Here is a 16871-nt window from a genome sequence, read left to right on the forward strand (position 1 = left end):
GGTCAGTCTACGTCGTGGACCTGTGGAGCGAGCGCTGCGTGCGCTCGTGCGGCGATGCGTTCGCTGAGATCCTCCGGTGAGAGGACGACGGCGTGCCCGCCCAGCTGCAGGACGAGCCGCTCGATCCACGCGGTGTCGGCCGTGCGCAGGGTGATGGTGCGGGAGCCGTCCTCGGCGTCCTCCGAGGTCTCCACCGGGTAGTAGTCGCTCACCCAGATGGCCCCGGGCATCAGCCGGACGGTGACGAGCAGGTCGTCCTCGGCCGGGCTGAAGATGCTCTCGCCGAGCTCGCGCGGGGCGACGCCCTCGGGCGGGGTGCCGTCCTCGTCGAGGACGGTCAGGTCCTCGACCCGGTCGAGGCGGAAGACGCGCACCCCCTGGGCGCGGTGGCACCACCCCTCGAGGTACCAGTGGCCGTCCGAGGCGATGACGCGCATCGGGTCGACGTCGCGCTCGGTCGACTCGTCGCGCCCGGGCACGTGATAGGTCAGGTGGAGCCGACGGTGCTGCTCGACCCCCTCGCGGGCGCGGGCCAGGGTCGTGTCGTCGACGCGCTCCCCCGCGAGGTCCACGGAGACCCGGGCGGCGGCCTCGGCAGCCGTGCCGGACGCCGCCTCGAGCTTGGCCAGCGCCCGCTCGATGGCGTCACGCTCGGTGAGGCCGGGCACGTCGAGCAGGGTGCGCAGCCCGACGATGAGAGTGACGGCCTCGTCGACACCGAGCCGCAGGGGGCGCGAGATCGTGTCGGCGTTGCCCACGAAGACGCGGCCCTCCTCCCAGTCGGCCTCGATGAGCTCGTCGGGCATCTGGCCGTAACCGCAGAGGAAGAGCAGGTTGAGGTCGGACTCGAGCTGCTCGACGGTGACGTCGAGGCCACGCGCGGCCTCCTCGAGCTCGATGCCCTGGCGGTTCACGAGCCACGGCACCATCGTCAGCAGGCGCGCGAGCCGGTTCGTCGCGGTCTCGGTGGCCATCAGGCGCCCGCCTCGTGCGCGGCGAGGGTGGCCCGCAGCTGGGTCTGCACGCGCTCGAGCAGCTCCGCGGGCTCGAGCACCCGCACGTTGTCCGCATGGCCGGCGATCTCGGCCGCGAAGCCGTCGACGTCGTGGAAGTCGATGCCGAGCTCGGACCACCCGCTGTCCACCTCGGACGTCGTGCTCGCACGACGGCGCAGGCTGTGCGCTGCGCCCGGCCTCACAAGGAGCCGGGCCCGACGCGCCTCGCCATGGGGCGCCGAGCGCTCGACCATGATGCGGGCCTCGTGGTCGGCCGGCACCTCGAACGAGCCTGCCCTGCCCGCCTTGCGCACCGCCCCGTCGACCCGCGAGAGGCGGAAGACGCGGGTGGCCTCGCGGTCGAGGTCGTGAGCGACGAGGTACCAACGGCCGTGCCACTGCACGAGCGACCAGGGCTGCACCCTGCGTGTCTGGGACTCGCGACGCTCCGGGCGCCGGTAGGTGAACGTGATCGGCGTGCGGCTGAGGACGGCGTCCTTGACCGCCTCGAAGGCGGGCTCGGTCGTGCGCAGCCGGGGCTCGATGCCGATGAGGGCGCCCTCGTCGCGCTCGACTCCGGCGGCGCGCAGCTTGCGCAGGGCCTGGGCCGCGGGCCCGGCCATCGAGGCCTGGGCCCAGCTCCGGCTCGCCAGTCCGAGGACCGCCAGCTCGTCGGGCTCGAACTCGAGGTCGGGCAGGGCGTAGTCGCGCTGGTGGATGCGGTAGCCCGGCTCGTCCTCGTGGAAGAGGTCGATCTCCTCCGTCGCCAGCGGCACACCGAGACCCCTCAGCTCGTCCTTGTCGCGCTCGAACATCCGGTCGAAGGACTCGGTCGAGGCCGTCTCGCCGTACTGCGGGACGAGGGCGCGGATCTGGGCCTTGGACAGCGGGCGCCGTGTGTAGAGAAGGACGAGAACGAGGTTGAGGAGGCGCTCGGTCTTGGCCGCCGGCCCCGTCGCTCCGCTCATGTGTCCGACGCTACTCGATAGCCTGCACCTCGTGATGCAGTGGCGCGAGGGCGTGGTCGTCGAGACGATCGGTGAATGGCCGGGAGCGGTGGAGTATGCCGTGAGGCTGGCTTCCGCTGACGACACCGGTTCCGAGGTGCGTGCTCTCGCCTACACGGCGATGGTCGGGCGTCCGGAGCCCGGCGACCGGGTGGTCCTCAACGCCTCGGCCCTGCTCAAGGGTTTGGGCACTGGTGGCCTCGCGTTCATCGTCGCCATCCCGGACCGCCTCCCGCCGGACGTCCCCGACTCGCTGGGGCACATCGTCAAGGCGCGCTACACCCCGCAGCAGCAGATGTTCCTCGCCGTCGACGAGCAGGACAGCATCCACCACGACCTCCTCCTCGACGCCGACTCGCTCGACGGCATGCCGGTCGTCGTCGCCGACCTGCACTCCGCCCTGCCGGCGATCATCGCCGGCGTGCGCCTGGCGCGGCCGGGCGCCCGAGTCGCCTATGTCATGACGGACGGCGGTGCACTCCCCATCGCGTTCTCCCGAGCCGTGGCCGGGCTCAAGGAGGCGGGCTGGCTGGCAGCGACCCTCACCGTCGGACAGGCGTTCGGCGGCGACCACGAGGCCGTCTCGCTGCACAGCGGCCTGCTCGCGGCCCGGCACGTCGTCGAGGCCGACGTCACGGTCGTCGTCCAGGGCCCGGGCAACGTCGGCACCGGCACGCCGTGGGGCTACTCGGGCGTCGCCGCCGCAGAGGCGCTGCACGCCACCCATGTGCTGGGCGGCACCTCGATCGCGGCGCTGCGCGTCTCGGGAGGTGACCCACGCCCACGGCACCGCGGGATCTCGCACCACAGCACCACGGCATACGGGAAGGCCCTGCTCTCCCCCGCGATCCTGCCCATCCTCGCGGGCGGTGGCGAGCTGGCCGCCCTCGTCCGCAGGCAGGCAGCCGAGCTGGCTGCACACAGCCGTGCCGACCTCGACGTCGTCGAGATCGGCACGGAGGGTGTGCTGGAGGCGCTGCGTCAGACCCCGGTCAGGCTGTCGACGATGGGGCGTGGCCTCGAGGAGGACCTCGCCGCGTTCGTCGTCAGTGCCGTCGCCGGTGTGTGCGCGGCGCAGCGGGTCAGCGGACGCTGACGAGGTCCACGACGAAGATGAGGCTCTCGCCGGGCTTGATGACGCCGCCCGCGCCGCGCTCGCCGTAGGCCAGCTCGCTGGGGATGAGCAGGCGACGGCGGCCGCCCTCCTGCATCCCGACGATGCCCTCGTCCCAGCCGCGGATGACCTGGCCGACGCCGAGGCGGAAGGTCAGGGGCTCGCCGCGGTTCCACGAGGCGTCGAACTCCTCGCCGGTCGAGTGCGCGACACCGACGTAGTGGGCCGAGATGGTCGAGCCGACCGTGGCCTCGGCGCCGTCTCCGACGGTGATGTCCTCGGTGACGAGCTCGGTGGGTGCTGCATCGCCCGGGAAGTCGATCTCAGGCTTAGTGGTGGCGGGGTCGAAACCCATGGGGAGTCCTTCCGGAGAGGGGGTCAGGGTGGTGCGAGGTCGAGCGCGGTGCTGCTGCTCAGACGGCGCCGAGGATGTCGACGACGAAGACCATCGTGTCAGTGCCCTTGATCTCGCCCTGACCCTGCGCGCCGTAGCCGTCGGCAGGCGGGACGACGAGCATGACGCGGCTGCCGACGGGCTGGCCGACCAGGGACTTGTCCCAGCCGGGCACGACCGCGCCGACGCCGATGGGGGTCGGGAAGCCGGTCGCGTTGCTGTCGAAGACCTTGCCGCTGCCCCAGAGGGCGCCGGTGTAGGCCACGCGCAGGGTCTGGCCCTTGGTGACCTTGGCTCCCTTGCCCGTGATGAGCGGCTGGCTGACGAGGGTCTTGGGCGGGGTGGTCTTGGGCATCGCGATGGTCGCGGCCTTGCCGGGGTTCCACTTCACCGTGGGCAGACCCGCCTTGGGGGCCACGGCAGCTCCGGTGGCCTCCTTGGACGGCGCCACGACCTTGACGACGTCGACGACGAACACCATCGGGTCCTCGGGCTTGAGCCCGAGGCCCTCGTTGCCCTGGGGTCCGTAGACGTCGGAGGTCTTGGCACCGATGAGGACCCGCGCTCCGGGCTTGGTGCCGGGCAGCTGGGACGTGAAGAGGGGCAGCATCTTCTGGTCGGTGAGGTCGATGCCGAGAGTCTGTGCCTCCTTCCAGGTGCTGGTGACGGTCTTGCCGTCGGTGCCGTTGACGATCTGGGCCTTAATCGCGAGCATGTCGGTCTTGCCGGCGGCCTGGCCCTCGCCATCGGTGATGACGCGCTTGGTCTCACCGGTGAGCTTGAGCGGCTTGGTCCCGAGCGTGACGGTCGGCTCCTTGGCCGGGTCCGTGCCCTCGACCTTGACGGAGGCGAGCGGACCGGCGTCGGCCTTCGCGTCGCTGGCGGACTCGCCGGAGGAGTCGCCGCAGCCTGCCAGGGCCACGACACCCACGACTAGAGCGGCGGCGAGAGGTGCGAAACGGGGGCGGGACACAGGTGATACCTCAGATTTCAGCGGTGGCTGGGAAGGGGCCACCATAACCAGACGACCTGACCCTTTCCTGAATCCCTTGCGTGAGTCACATGCCCGCGATGAGCCGCTCGACGCGCGGATCCTCGTTGCGGAACGGGTCCTTGCACAGGACCGTGCGCTGGGCCTGGTCGTTGAGCTTGAGGTGGACCCAGTCGACCGTGAAGTCGCGCCGGTGCTCCTGCGCTGCCCGGATGAAGTCACCGCGCAGCTTGGCCCGGGTCGTGGGCGGAGGCTTGACCTTGGCCTCGAAGATTTCGGGGTCGGTGACGGCTCGCACCGCCCTCCCCCGCGCCTGAAGCAGGTAGAACAGCCCACGCCGCCGGTTGACGTCGTGGTAGGCGAGGTCGATCTGGGCGAGGCGCGGGTGGTCGAGGTCGAGGCTGTGCCTGGTGGCGTAGTCGCTGAGCAGCCTGTGCTTGATCATCCAGTCGATCTCGGTGTCGACCTTGCTGTGGTTGCCTGACTCCACCGCGTCGAGGGTGCGCTCCCAGAGGTCGAGGACCGTCTTGTGGTCGGGATCGCTCGTGCCTTCACGCTCGACGTATGCCGTTGCGGCAGTGAGGTATTCGCGTTGCAGGTCCAGGGCGCTCAGCTCACGGCCGTTGGCCAGGCGCACGAGTCGCCGGCCGGTCATGTCGTGGCTGATCTCGCGGATGGCCCGGATCGGGTTCTCGAGGGTGAGGTCGCGCATCACGACCTCGTCCTCGATCATCCGCAGGACGAGGTCGCACGAGCCCACCTTGAGCAGGGTCGTCGTCTCGCTCATGTTGGAGTCGCCGACGATGACGTGCAGGCGCCGGTAGTGCTCGGCGTCGGCGTGGGGCTCGTCGCGGGTGTTGATGATGGGACGGCTGCGGGTCGTCGCCGACGACACGCCCTCCCAGATGTGGTCCGCCCGCTGGCTCACGGCATACTCCACGCCCTTGGAGGTGCGCACGAGCTTGCCGGCGCCGCAGATGATCTGGCGGCTGATGAGGAACGGCAGCAGGGCGTCCGAGAAGACCTGGAAGTCGCCGGCGCGGCCGACGAGGTAGTTCTCGTGGCAGCCGTAGGAGTTGCCGGCCGAGTCGGTGTTGTTCTTGAAGACATAGATGTCGCCGCGCACACCGTCCTCGCGCAGGCGTGCCTCGGCGTCGGCGACGAGGCCTTCGACGACCCGCTCCCCCGCGCGGTCATGGGCGACGAGCTGGCGCAGTGAGTCGCACTCGGCGGTGGCGTACTCGGGGTGGCTGCCCACGTCGAGGTAGAGGCGAGAGCCGTTGGCGAGGAAGACGTTGCTCGAGCGGCCCCAGGCCACGACCTTGCGGAAGAGGTAGCGGGCGACCTCGTCGGGCGTGAGCGTGCGCTGACCCTCGGACGAGGCGGTGATGCCGTACTCGTTCTCGATCCCGAAGATCCGTCGGTCCATGGCGTCACCCTAGTCGCGCGGCCCCGTCCGCCCCCCGCGACGGTCACGTGGCCGGAGAGCGGCGTCCAGCATCCGAAACGTCGGCTCCACCATGCGGGACTTAACGGCATGTTAGGGGTCTGACAACTTCGTGTTACCGATGAGAGGACCGATCCATGGCCACGCTGCGTCTCGGCGACAACGCCCCCGACTTCACGGCTGAGACCACCGAGGGTGAGATCAGCTTCCACGACTGGAAGGGCGACGGCTGGGCCGTCCTCTTCAGCCACCCGGCCGACTTTACCCCCGTCTGCACCACCGAGCTCGGCCGCGTCGCCGCGCTCAAGGACGAGTGGGCCAAGCGCGACGCCAAGGTGCTCGCCGTCTCCGTCGACGCGATCGAGGACCACCAGGCCTGGAAGAAGGACATCGAGGAGGTCGGCGGATCGGCCGTGACCTACCCGATTGTCGCCGACAAGGACCGCAAGGTCGCCGAGCTCTACGACATGATCCACCCGGGCGAGGGCGACACCTCGAGCGTGCGCTCGGTCTTCCTCATCGACCCCAAGGGCAAGGTCCGCCTCTCCCTGACCTATCCCAAGAGCGCCGGCCGCAACTTCGACGAGGTCCTGCGCGCCCTCGACGCCCTCCAGGTCAACGACTCCGGACCGTTCTCCACCCCGGCCGACTGGCAGCCGGGTGAGCGCGTCATCGTCGCGCCAACCGTGTCCACGCAGGACGCCCGCGAGAAGTTCGGTGAGGTCGAAGAGGTCAAGCCCTACCTCCGCTACGCCTCAGCCCCCACCGCCTGACACCGCCTCAACCACCGACTTGTTGCGAGTTCGAGTCATGCATGGAGGGCCTTCGGCCCGACCGGCGTGACTCGAACTCGCAACAAGTCGGACAGGATGGGTGCATGGCTGACGACATCGCACTCGACATCCCCGCTGACCTGCTGGTCCCCGCGTCCGGTTCCGGACCGGGGATCGTGCTCTTCCAGGAGATCTTCGGGGTGACCGAATACATCCGATCGCGGGCGCAGGGCCTCGCCGACCTCGGCTACGTCGTGCTCGTCCCCCACTTCTACGGACGCCTCGGCGACCCCGTCGTCGAGGAGGGTGGCGACGGGCTGCCCCAGGCGATGGGCCTGCTCGAGGAGCTCGACTGGGACGGCGCCGTGGCCGACGGCGTCGCTGCGCTGAATGCCCTGCGCGACCACCCGTCGGTGGCGGGCGGCGTCGGACTCCTCGGCTTCTGCTTCGGCGGTGGACTTGCCTTCAACGTTGCGGCAGTGGCGGATTCGAAGCCCGACGCCCTGGTGAGCTACTACGGATCCGCGCTCCCCTCGCTGCGGGGGCTCGCACCCGACGTCACGACGCCGAGCCTGCACCACTTCGGGGACAGCGACGACTACATCCCGATCGACACCGTCCGCGAGATCGAGCAGGCCGTCACCGACGCCAACGACGACGTCACGTTCGTGCTGCACCCCGGCGCCGGCCACGCCTTCGACAACCCGTCGCCGATGTTCCACCACGATGGCGCGTCACAGGAGGCCTGGGCCAAGACCTTGGCGTGGCTCGGGGCCAAGCTGCCCACCGCCTGAGCGGCTCCGCAAGGAGGTGTCTGGCCGGCATACCAAGTCTTGACCGAGTCCATACCCGCCAGGGGGCGACCAGGACGATGCGGACTCTCCATCATCGGACGAGCCACATCCCTTCGCTGAAAGGCCGAACATCGTGATCCGTTCCCTGGGCCGCACCCCTGCGGCTGCCCTCGCCCTGTCCCTCGTCGCCAGCGTCGCAGGAGCCGCCCTCGCCCTGCCGACCGCCTCGGCCAGGCCCGCAGCGCCGGTGACGTCCACCGCCGCCGGGACGGACAGCGACGGAGACAGCCTTCCCGACTCCTGGGAGACGCAGGGCTACGACGCGGACGGCAACGGAACCATCGACGTCAACCTCCCCGCGATGGGCGCGAACCCGCAGCGCAAGGACGTCTTCGTCGAGATGGACTACATGCAGGGCCGGCTGCCCCGCACCACCGCGTTCGACCGGATCGTCCAGAGCTTCGCGAGCGCCCCCGTGAGCAACCCCGACGGCACGACCGGCATCACGATCCACCTCGACGCCGGCTCGGCCGGGGGCGCCGCGCACAACCTCGGCGGCGGCAACCAGGTCACCTACGACGCCAACCTCTCGCCCGCCTCACGCGAGACGAACGCGATCAAGGCCAGGAACTTCGCCTCGGCTCGCTCCTCGGTCTTCTACTACATGCTCTGGGCAGACGACTACGACCGCTCGTGCAGCAGCGGCCTCGCGCTCGGCATCCCCGCGGACACCTTCATCGTGACGATGGGGCCGCGCTGTGCCTGGAGTCCCACTGAGGACATGCAGGTGGGGACGTTCCTGCACGAGCTCGGCCACGGCCTCGGGCTCAAGCACGGCGGCACCGACCACGTGAACTACAAGCCGAACTACCTCAGCGTCATGAACTACACCTTCCAGTTCGGCGGGGTGCCCCTCACCGCGGGCGGCTCGTCGTTCAGCTACTCCGACACCGCCGCGATCAGCCTCAACGAGAGCGCGTTGGCCGAGCCGACCGGTCTGGGCGCCACCGCGTCGAAGTACCGCACCGCGTGGTACTGCGGCACGACCAAGAGGACGTCGGCGGGCGCGGCGAGCAACCCCATCGACTGGAACTGCGACAACGACACCCTCGACAACCCGGTGTCCACGGACATCAACCGCAGCAGCAGCCAGACGACGCTGACCGCCCAGGACAACTGGGACAACATCGTCTTCGGCGGTGGCACGGTCGGCGGTGCCGGTAGCCGCGTGGCGACGACGACGGACGGCCTGCGTGAGCTCACCAAGCGCGAGTGGGCCCAGATGCACAAGCACTGACACGGCTTGAGTTCCGCAGCGTCGGGGCGTGGGCCCCGACGCTGCGGACATCACAACTAGTCGGAGTCGGGCGTCGGCTCGTCGCCGTGGCGCTGCGTCTGCGGGTTGCTCGCGGCCTGGCGCGGACTGTCGTGGTCTGCCGCCGGGACGTCGTCCGTGGGGTCGTCCTGCGAGAGCAGCTGACCGAGGAGGTCACCGTTGATCCGTCGGAACGTGCGTCGTGACCGGGTGCGGTCGAGGACAGCCACCTCGAGGGCTTCGGAACCGAGCACCCGGTCCTCGCCCCCGGCGAGGTCGTGCGCCAGCCCGGCCACCGCCAGCTGCAGCGCCTGCGCCAAGGTGAGCCCCGGCCGCCACTGCTCGGTGAGCCGCTCCTCGATCTGGTCGGACGCCCCACCCATGGCGACGAGGCCGCGCTCGTCGGCGACGGAGCCGTCATAGGTGAGGCGATAGATCTGGTCGTCCTCGACGTCGTTGCCGACCTCGGCGACGACGATCTCGACCTCGTAGGGCTTCGACTCCTGGGTGAAGACCGTCCCGAGCGTCTGCGCATAGGCGTTGGCAAGACCGCGAGCGGTCACGTCGCTGCGGTCGTAGGAGTAGCCGCGCAGGTCGGCATACCGGACGCCGGCAACGCGCAGGTTCTCGAACTCGTTGTACTTGCCGACCGCAGCGAACGCGATGCGGTCGTAGATCTCGCCGATCTTGTGCAGGCTGCGCGACCGGTTCTCGGCGACGAAGGCGATGCCGTGGTCGTAGCCGAGGACGACGACGGAACGACCGCGCGCGATGCCCTTGCGGGCGAAGTCGGCCCGGTCCTTCATGAGCTGCTCGGGCGAGACGTAGAACGGCATACCCGCGGTCATGAGGCACCTCCCCCGCGTCGTCCGCCGGGATTGCCGCGGCGGTCGGCCACGATGGCGTCGACCACGGGCGCGACCCCGTCGTCGGGCACGAAGCGCGCGCCGTCAGCGTCCACGAGGGCGACGGTCGGCCAGATCCGCCGGCCGACGTCCGGGCCACCCGTGGCGGAGTCGTCGTCGGCGGCATCCCAGAGGGCCTCGACGGCGATCCGGACGGCCTCGTCGCTCGGCATGCCCGGACGGTAGAGCTTCTCAAGGGCGCCACGGGCGAAGAGCGAGCCCGAGCCGACGCTGTGGTGGTCGTGCTCCTCGTAGCACCCGCCGGTGACGTCGTAGGAGAAGATCCGGCCGAGCGTGTCCTGGTGGTCGAAGCCGGCGAAGACAGGCACGACGCTGAGGCCCTGCATCGCCATGCCGAGGTTGCCGCGGATCATCGAGGCGAGCCGGTTGGCCTTGCCCTCGAGGGACATGAGCGTGCCCTCGATCTTCTCGTAGTGCTCGAGCTCGACCTGGAAGAGCCGGACGAGCTCGATCGCGAGACCTGCCGTGCCGGCGATGCCCACGACGGAGAACTCGTCGGTCGCGAAGACCTTCTCCATGTCGCGGTTGGCGATGAGGTTGCCCATCGTCGCGCGCCGGTCGCCGGCCATGAGGACGCCGCCGTCATAGGTGAGCGTGACGATTGTCGTGCCGTGCGGGGCATCGATCGTCGCTCCCGGCGGCAGCCCACGGCGTGAGGGGATGAGGCTCGGCTCGTGCTCCGCGACGAACTCGGTGAACGACGCAGAACCCGTGCGCAGGTATGCCGCTGGGAGACGACCGCTGTCAGACAGGGGAGCTCACTGGCCGCCCTTCTGGACGAAACCACGCACGAACTCCTCGGCGTTGGTCTCGAGGACGCCGTCGATCTCGTCGAGGATGTCGTCGATGTCGGTGTCGGCGACCTGGGCCGCGGGCGCCGCTGCGGGCGCGGGCGCGTCGTCCGGACCGTCGTCCCGTCGACCTGGCTTGATCTGCTCCTGGCCGGCCATGGGCTCCTCCTCGTGTCACGTGAGGCACCGTCACGGTGCCTGCACGTCCGAGCCTAGTCGGCGCTCCTCTCGACGGCGGCCAGGGACTCGAGGAGCGACCGGATGTCGGACGCCCCGTCGACGAGATCGCCCACGGCGGCCTTGGTGCCGCGCAGGGGCTCGAGGATGGGGATGCGCTGCAGGGAGCGCTCGCCGGGCACCTCGACGACGACGGAGTCCCACGACGCGGCGACGACCGACTCGGGGAACTTGCGCAGGCACGCCCCGCGGAACCAGGCCCTCGTGTCCTCAGGAGCCTCGTCCATGGCTCGTGCGGCCTCGGCCTCGGGCACGAGCACGTCGACGCGACCGGTCGCCGCCAGGCGGTGCGCCAGGCCACGGTCGGCGCGCACGTCGGACCACTGGATGTCCACGGCCTTGAGCCGCGGGTCGCCCCAGCCGAGGGAGTCACGCTCGCGATAGCCCTCGAGGACGGACAGCTTGGCGACCCAGTCGACCCATCGACGCGCGTCCATCGGGTCGACCTCGAGCGCGGTCAGGACCGTGTCCCACCAGTGCAGGACCTCGGTGGTTTCGGCGTCGACGTCGATCCCCCACTTGTCGTCGACATAGGACGCGGCGAGCTCGTGGAAGGTGCGCAGCAGCTCGACCGGTCGGATCGAGCGGCCGTCGGTGAGCTCGATCGTCGACTGGAGGCTGGGGTCGTGGCTGACGGCGTGGAGGGTGCGCACGGGTGACCTGATGCTGAGGTCGGTCCGGAACGCGTCGTCCTCGATCATGGCCAGGACGAGCGAGGTCGAGCCCATCTTGACGAGGTTGGCCACGTCGCAGTGGTTGGCGTCGCCGAGGATGACGTGGAGGCGCCGATAGAGGTCGGCCACGGCGTGGGGCTCGTCGCGGGTGTTGATGATCGGTCGCTTGAGCGTCGTCTCGAGCCCGACCTCGGTCTCGAAGAAGTCGCTGCGCTGGGCCAGCTGGTAGCCGGTGGTGCGCGAGTCGACGCCGATGCCGACCCGACCGGACCCGGCCATGACCTGACGCACGACGAAGAAGGGCGTCAGCTGAGCGATGATCCGGGAGAAGGGGGTACGCCGCGACATGAGGTAGTTCTCGTGGGTGCCGTAGGACGCGCCCTTGCCGTCGGTGTTGTTCTTGTAGAGGTTGACGCCCGGCGGGACGCTCGCAAGACGGTGCACGGCCTCGCGCATCACGAGCTCCCCGGCCTTGTCCCAGACGACGGCGTCGCGCGGGTTCGTCACCTCGGGCGAGGAGTACTCCGGGTGGGCGTGGTCGACATACAGACGCGCCCCGTTGGTGAGGACGACGTTGGCCATCGTCGGGTCCTCGATGTCGGTGAGCTGGCTCGGGTGGGCCGCCCCCCGACCCATGTCGAAGCCGCGGGCGTCATGGAGCGGCGTCTCGTCGGCGTAGTCCCACGACGCCTGCGCCGGACGGATCCCTCGGCTCGCGGCATACGTCGTCACGACGTCCCCGGACAGGACCATGGGGTTGGCCGTCGGTGAGCCGGGCACCGAGATGCCGTACTCCGTCTCGATACCCATGACGCGCCGGACGGTCATCGCGCACCCGCGACGGAGAGGAATCGGGTCATGCGTGCAAGGAAACCATGCCCGCCGCGGCGCGGGCCCCACGGCATACTCCCGGCATGCGCTCCTATCGCGGGATGTCTCCCCTCACCACCGTGACCGTCGCCGTCGCGGACCGCCTGAGGGTGCCGGTCGAGCGGATGACCGAGGCGGAACGGCACCTGGCCCGCGCACGGACCTATCCCATGAAGCCGCCCTGGTCGTGGGTCACCGGTCGGGCCGACCCGGCCGTCGGCATCACCTTCGGGACGGCGCCGGCCCGAGACGGCTACGAGATCCCCCTGCGCATCTATCGTCCGCGCGCGATCCGGGACACGCAGAACGACGTTCCCGTCATCGTCTGGTTCCACGGCGGCGGCTGGGTCCTCGGCAACGTCGTGAACTACGACCCCATCTGCACCCGGCTGGCGGCCGAGGTCGGCGCCGTGGTCGTGAGCGTCGACTACCGGTTGGCGCCCGAGAGCCCGTCGCCGACGGCGGTCCACGACGCTGTGGACGCCACGACCTGGATCGCTGCCCAGTCCGACGTGCTGCGGGCCGATGCCCATCGACTGGCCGTCTGTGGCGACTCCGCCGGCGGACACCTCGCCGCGGTGGTGGCGCAGGTCGTCCACGCGAGCGGCGCCGACTGGATCCGCCACCAGGCGCTCATCTATCCGGCGACCGACCTGACCATGCAGTCGCCGTCCATCGACGAGCACGCCAACGCACCCATCCTCACCAAGGCCTCGATCGTCGCCTTCCGCGAGCTGTATGCCGGCGGGCAGGACCTCACTGACCCGCTGGTCTCGCCGCTCTTCGGCGAGCTGTCCGGTCTGCCGCCCGCGCTCATCCAGACCGCGGACCTCGACCCGATCCGGGACGACGGAGTCCGGTATGCCGCTGCGCTCCGTTCCGCTGGTGTCGAGGTGCGCCACACGAACTACCTCCGGGTGCCGCACGGTTTCGCGAGCTTCCCGGGCGCCAGTGCTGCGGGCCCCCAGCAGCGCTGGGAGCTCGTCAGTGAACTCCGCCGCCACCTGACCGGGGCTCTGGCCTAGGGTCGACCCATGCGCGAGATCGTGGTCTTCTCCGGCAGTGCCCACCAGACTCTCGCCTCCCGCATCTGCGACAAGCTGGGAGTTCCCCTGTCGCGCAGCGAGATCAAGCGCTTCAGCAACGACTGCCTGCAGGCCCAGCTCCTGGCGAACTGCCGCCAGCGCGACGTCTACATCATCCAGCCGCTCGTGCCCCCGACGCAGGAGCACCTCATGGAGCTGCTCCTCATGATCGACGCGGCGCGTGGCGCGTCCGCAGCCCAGATCACTGCCGTCATCCCCCACTTCGCCTATGCCCGCTCCGACAAGAAGGACGCGTCGCGCATCTCTCTCGGCGGGCGGCTCGTCGCCGACCTCATTTCCACCGCCGGCGCCCACCGGGTGCTCACCATGAACCTTCACGCGCCTCAGGTGCACGGGTTCTTCTCGGTCCCCGTTGACCACCTCACCGCCCTCGGCGTGCTCGCCGACCACTTCCGTGGCACCGACCTCTCGAACTCGGTCGTCATCTCCCCCGACCTCGGCAACGCCAAGGAGGCGACCCAGTTCTCGCGCCTCCTCGGCCTTCCTGTGGCGGCGGGCAGCAAGCAGCGGCAGAGCGACGACAAGGTCGTCATCGACTCGATCGTCGGTGACGTCCGGGGCAAGCGCGCCATCGTCCTCGACGACGAGATCGCGACGGGCGGCTCGATCCTCGAGCTGCTCGACCGCCTCGCCGACTTCGGGGTCACCGAGGCCGCAGTGGCCTGCACGCACGGGCTCTTCGCGGGCAAGGCCGTCGAAAGGCTGCGAGGTCACCCGATGGTGAGCCAGATCGTCACGACCGACACGGTGCCCGCCCCGAGTGACTGGCCCGAGCTCCAGGTCCGCACCGTCTCGGGTCTGTTCGCCGAGGCGATCGCCAGGATCCACGGCGGTGAGTCGGTGAGCATCCTCTTCGACGGCGTCGACCCGACCCACGCACCACCCCAGGGCTCCCTCTTCGACAAGGTGGGTGGCTGACGGCGATGAGCCGGCTCCTCGCGCCTGCCCTCGACCTCCTCGCCGTCGTGGTCTTCGCCCTCGTCGGGCGACGCTCCCACGCGCACGGCATCACCTTCGCCGGCGTCCTCGAGACCGCGGCGCCGTTCCTCTGCGGAACCGCCGCCGGCTACCTCGTCGCGTCGCTCAGCCTCGACGACGCACCCCGTTCGTGGCAGTTCGGCACCATCGTCGTGGTGGCCACGGTCGTGGTCGGGATGCTCTTCCGTCGGCTGGCTGCGACCGGAACGGCGCCGTCATTCATCGTCGTGGCAGCGGTCTTCCTCGCAGTGACCATGCTCGGCTGGCGCCTCGTCGCCCGACTCCTGGGCTGACGCACGCGCGACGGTCACCGGCGTTCACCGCGCTGTGTGACAGCGTCCTGCCGGTCCCCGGATCGTGCATCAAGCGTTTACCGGATCTGCCGAATAGCGGATGTTCGCGACATGCGGTCACCTGTCCATGGCGACGCAGGGCACGAGCAGCACAATTCCCGTGATCGCGCAGAGTCCGAGTTGTGCCAGGAGGGAACTATCCGCGCCCGCCCGAACTCGTGCAGCGACGCCAACTGGCTCGAAGCCTGCGGCTGGCCGGCGCGCGGCTGAGCTCATCTAACGAATCCTGGATCCTTCTCGCTTGGAGCGACACACATCCGCCGTTGGGGGAATGTAGGAGTGTGAGGACAGGAGATGCGGACGCGGATGACGTGAGGGCGGCGGCCTTCGCTGGTCTGTTTCGTGATGCGTTTGACGATGTCCTGCGCTTCTGCGCTCGACGCGTCGCGTCGGAAAAGGCCGAGGACATCGCTGCGGAGACGATGGCTGTTGCTTGGCGCCGCTTCGCGGAGTTGCCATCGGGTCGAGGAGATCAGCGGGCCTGGTTGTTCACCACGGCGAGGAACCTGATGCTCCGCGAGAACCGTGACGAGTCCCGCCGGAGCACCCTGGCTGTCCGGATCGCGCCAGGTCACACCGGCGACGTTCCCGGTGTTGACGGTGAGGCATCGGCACGGGTCGACCTGGGCCGCGCTTGGCGGCTGCTCTCCGAGCGGCACCAAGAGGCGTTGGCGCTGACCGTCTGGGAGGGGTTGACCACGTTGGAAGCAGCCGCCGTACTTGGGATCTCGCCGGTGGCCTACCGGCTTCGACTCTCTCGCGCCCGCAGGGTGCTGCGCGTCCACCTCCGCATCACCGAGACCAACGACTCATCCACCGTTCGAGCTTCCCATAGCGGGGGGCACTAGTGCACCGGAGGTAACGCCATGACCACTAACCTGCTCGACCGTATGCTCGCCGCTTCCGACCCCGCCGCGGGGGTTGTCGCCGGCCGGGAGCCTGAGGCCATCTTGAGCGACATCCTCAACACAGACCCCTTGTCGTCAACCCCAATAGTCCCGCGCGCACGTCGCCGAGGCCGCCGGATCGCTCTGGTCGCAGCGGTAGCTGCCGCAGCGGTTACGATCCCGATGATCAGCGGAGGCGACAGCGCCTACGCCGGATGGACGGCTTACCCCGCGGCCCTCGCGACGGGTCAGGCCAGTGCTGTGGCTCGGCAATGCCAGCGTTGGGTCCACGACTCCATTACCCAAGCGCCCACCCAGGTGGTGCTGTCCGAGCGTCGCGGCGGCATCGGCCTCGCGCTGCTGACAGGTCCGAAGGGGCTGCTCGTCACCTGCCAACAAAGTCTCGGCCAGGCGGGAGAGCCGAGTGGTGTCTCATCCGAGGTCTATCTGACCAAGGCTGCGCAGCCTAACCAGATTCTGTCCAACGGTGGCTCGGGCTTTTCCGAAGACGACGGTGAGCCGATCTTCCGCGTCGTGTCAGGACGCGTCGGTGCTGACGTGGAAGATGTCGTCGTCCACACCGCGGAGCAAGGTGACGTCATCGCCACCGTAGAAAACGGCTACTTCACGGCGTGGTGGCCCGGGCCACCGGAGCCTGAGGACGGCTTCAGGAGTGGACTGCCCATGGACTTCACATTCACGGCACAGCTGAGAGACGGAACGACTATGAACTACACCCGATCCCAAACCCGATGAGCAGCCTGGGGAGCCAGATCGCCGACTTCAATCTCATGCTTCGGTCATCACTGAGACACCTTCTCATTCGGAAACTCAGCCTTTGGCCGGGCGTTCTGACACGCTCGGTTGCTTTCTGCTCATGCTTGATATGTGCGGGAACTGCCTGAAGTCCGCCTTGAGAATCTTCGGCATGATGGTCCGATCGCCGTTCGCATCAGGTCTTGGCATACTCGGAGCATGAGATTGGGGGCGGCAACCGAGGTCGGCCGGTGGCTGAGGGAACGTTCGATGGTTTCTGGACTGGGGCTTTCGCCACCTTCGCACTCGCTGGGTACGTCGTCCGTGGCCATGGGACCGGAATGGCGGCCAGCCTGACCGTCCTAACCGGCTGCTTGATCGTGGGTATGGCAGGCCGAATTGCGAGAGCGCCCAAAGATGATGACACCCCGTGACTGTCGTAGCCGTCCTCACAGAGGTCTGG

The 16871-nt window shown here is 69.3% G+C and carries 18 protein-coding genes; 9 read left to right on the forward strand and 9 right to left on the reverse strand.

The window, feature by feature from the left end:
• Window positions 1–2: 2 nt before the first annotated feature.
• Both ACZZ98_RS17710 and ACZZ98_RS17715 read right to left on the reverse strand, forming a co-directional pair.
• Window positions 3–974 (reverse strand): helix-turn-helix transcriptional regulator, encoded by a 972-nt coding sequence (locus ACZZ98_RS17710; RefSeq protein ID WP_463517474.1) that lies wholly within the window; start codon window positions 972–974, stop codon window positions 3–5.
• Entirely contained in the window at window positions 974–1963 is a 990-nt protein-coding gene (locus tag ACZZ98_RS17715; protein ID WP_463517475.1) for a helix-turn-helix transcriptional regulator, read from the reverse strand. The genes ACZZ98_RS17710 and ACZZ98_RS17715 overlap by 1 nt, the downstream gene beginning before the upstream one ends.
• Window positions 1964–1994: 31 nt before the next feature.
• Between ACZZ98_RS17715 and ACZZ98_RS17720 the strand changes: the two genes are divergently transcribed.
• Window positions 1995–3098: a DUF3866 family protein gene (locus tag ACZZ98_RS17720; RefSeq protein ID WP_463517476.1), complete on the forward strand. Its 1104-nt coding sequence runs from the start codon at window positions 1995–1997 to the stop codon at window positions 3096–3098.
• On the opposite strand, the gene ACZZ98_RS17725 is transcribed toward ACZZ98_RS17720, so the two are convergent.
• The 3 genes from ACZZ98_RS17725 to pafA form a co-directional block, all read right to left on the reverse strand.
• Window positions 3085–3471: an FKBP-type peptidyl-prolyl cis-trans isomerase gene (locus tag ACZZ98_RS17725; protein ID WP_463517477.1), complete on the reverse strand. Its 387-nt coding sequence runs from the start codon at window positions 3469–3471 to the stop codon at window positions 3085–3087. The two genes, ACZZ98_RS17720 and ACZZ98_RS17725, sit on opposite strands and share 14 nt — an antisense overlap.
• Before the next feature lie 58 nt (window positions 3472–3529).
• Window positions 3530–4483, reverse strand: a complete 954-nt coding sequence (locus tag ACZZ98_RS17730; protein ID WP_463517478.1) for an FKBP-type peptidyl-prolyl cis-trans isomerase — start codon at window positions 4481–4483, stop codon at window positions 3530–3532.
• 85 nt (window positions 4484–4568) lie between these two features.
• A complete protein-coding gene (gene pafA, locus ACZZ98_RS17735) occupies window positions 4569–5930 on the reverse strand; it encodes a Pup--protein ligase (RefSeq protein ID WP_463517479.1) in 1362 nt (453 codons plus the stop codon).
• Between the two features lie 155 nt (window positions 5931–6085).
• Here pafA and ACZZ98_RS17740 point away from each other — a divergent pair, with 155 nt between their 5' ends.
• The 3 genes from ACZZ98_RS17740 (at window position 6086) to ACZZ98_RS17750 (ending at window position 8812) form a co-directional block, all read left to right on the forward strand.
• The gene (locus ACZZ98_RS17740; protein WP_463517480.1) at window positions 6086–6721 is read left to right on the forward strand and encodes a peroxiredoxin; all 636 of its coding nucleotides are present in this window, start codon (window positions 6086–6088) and stop codon (window positions 6719–6721) included.
• A gap of 104 nt (window positions 6722–6825) precedes the next feature.
• The gene (locus ACZZ98_RS17745) at window positions 6826–7515 is read left to right on the forward strand and encodes a dienelactone hydrolase family protein (protein ID WP_463517481.1); all 690 of its coding nucleotides are present in this window, start codon (window positions 6826–6828) and stop codon (window positions 7513–7515) included.
• Between the two features lie 133 nt (window positions 7516–7648).
• On the forward strand, window positions 7649–8812 hold the full coding sequence (locus tag ACZZ98_RS17750; protein ID WP_463517482.1) for a hypothetical protein: 1164 nt from the start codon (window positions 7649–7651) through the stop codon (window positions 8810–8812).
• A gap of 56 nt (window positions 8813–8868) precedes the next feature.
• Here ACZZ98_RS17750 and prcA read toward each other — a convergent pair whose 3' ends face one another.
• The 4 genes from prcA to dop are packed head-to-tail and all read right to left on the reverse strand — an operon-like array spanning window position 8869 to window position 12286.
• Complete coding sequence (gene prcA, locus ACZZ98_RS17755; RefSeq protein ID WP_463517483.1) at window positions 8869–9678, reverse strand: proteasome subunit alpha; 810 nt, start codon at window positions 9676–9678, stop codon at window positions 8869–8871.
• Complete coding sequence (gene prcB / locus ACZZ98_RS17760) at window positions 9675–10508, reverse strand: proteasome subunit beta (protein WP_463517807.1); 834 nt, start codon at window positions 10506–10508, stop codon at window positions 9675–9677. Before prcB ends, prcA begins: the two co-directional genes overlap by 4 nt.
• 6 nt (window positions 10509–10514) lie before the next feature.
• The gene (locus ACZZ98_RS17765) at window positions 10515–10706 is read right to left on the reverse strand and encodes a ubiquitin-like protein Pup (RefSeq protein WP_380089407.1); all 192 of its coding nucleotides are present in this window, start codon (window positions 10704–10706) and stop codon (window positions 10515–10517) included.
• A gap of 53 nt (window positions 10707–10759) precedes the next feature.
• Window positions 10760–12286: a depupylase/deamidase Dop gene (gene dop / locus ACZZ98_RS17770; RefSeq protein ID WP_463517484.1), complete on the reverse strand. Its 1527-nt coding sequence runs from the start codon at window positions 12284–12286 to the stop codon at window positions 10760–10762.
• An 86-nt stretch (window positions 12287–12372) separates the two neighbouring features.
• Here dop and ACZZ98_RS17775 point away from each other — a divergent pair, with 86 nt between their 5' ends.
• The 5 genes from ACZZ98_RS17775 to ACZZ98_RS17795 all read left to right on the forward strand — a co-directional run bounded on the left by ACZZ98_RS17775 (window position 12373) and on the right by ACZZ98_RS17795 (window position 16408).
• Entirely contained in the window at window positions 12373–13353 is a 981-nt protein-coding gene (locus tag ACZZ98_RS17775) for an alpha/beta hydrolase (protein ID WP_463517485.1), read from the forward strand.
• Window positions 13354–13362: 9 nt separating this feature from the next.
• A complete protein-coding gene (locus ACZZ98_RS17780) occupies window positions 13363–14352 on the forward strand; it encodes a ribose-phosphate diphosphokinase (RefSeq protein WP_463517486.1) in 990 nt (329 codons plus the stop codon).
• A 5-nt stretch (window positions 14353–14357) separates the two neighbouring features.
• On the forward strand, window positions 14358–14705 hold the full coding sequence (locus ACZZ98_RS17785; RefSeq protein ID WP_463517487.1) for a DUF3054 domain-containing protein: 348 nt from the start codon (window positions 14358–14360) through the stop codon (window positions 14703–14705).
• 371 nt (window positions 14706–15076) lie between these two features.
• On the forward strand, window positions 15077–15613 hold the full coding sequence (locus ACZZ98_RS17790) for an RNA polymerase sigma factor (RefSeq protein ID WP_463517488.1): 537 nt from the start codon (window positions 15077–15079) through the stop codon (window positions 15611–15613).
• 18 nt (window positions 15614–15631) lie between these two features.
• Complete coding sequence (locus ACZZ98_RS17795; protein WP_463517489.1) at window positions 15632–16408, forward strand: hypothetical protein; 777 nt, start codon at window positions 15632–15634, stop codon at window positions 16406–16408.
• Window positions 16409–16871: the final 463 nt, after the last annotated feature.

The sequence above is a fragment of the Knoellia sp. AC549 genome (assembly GCF_979258975.1).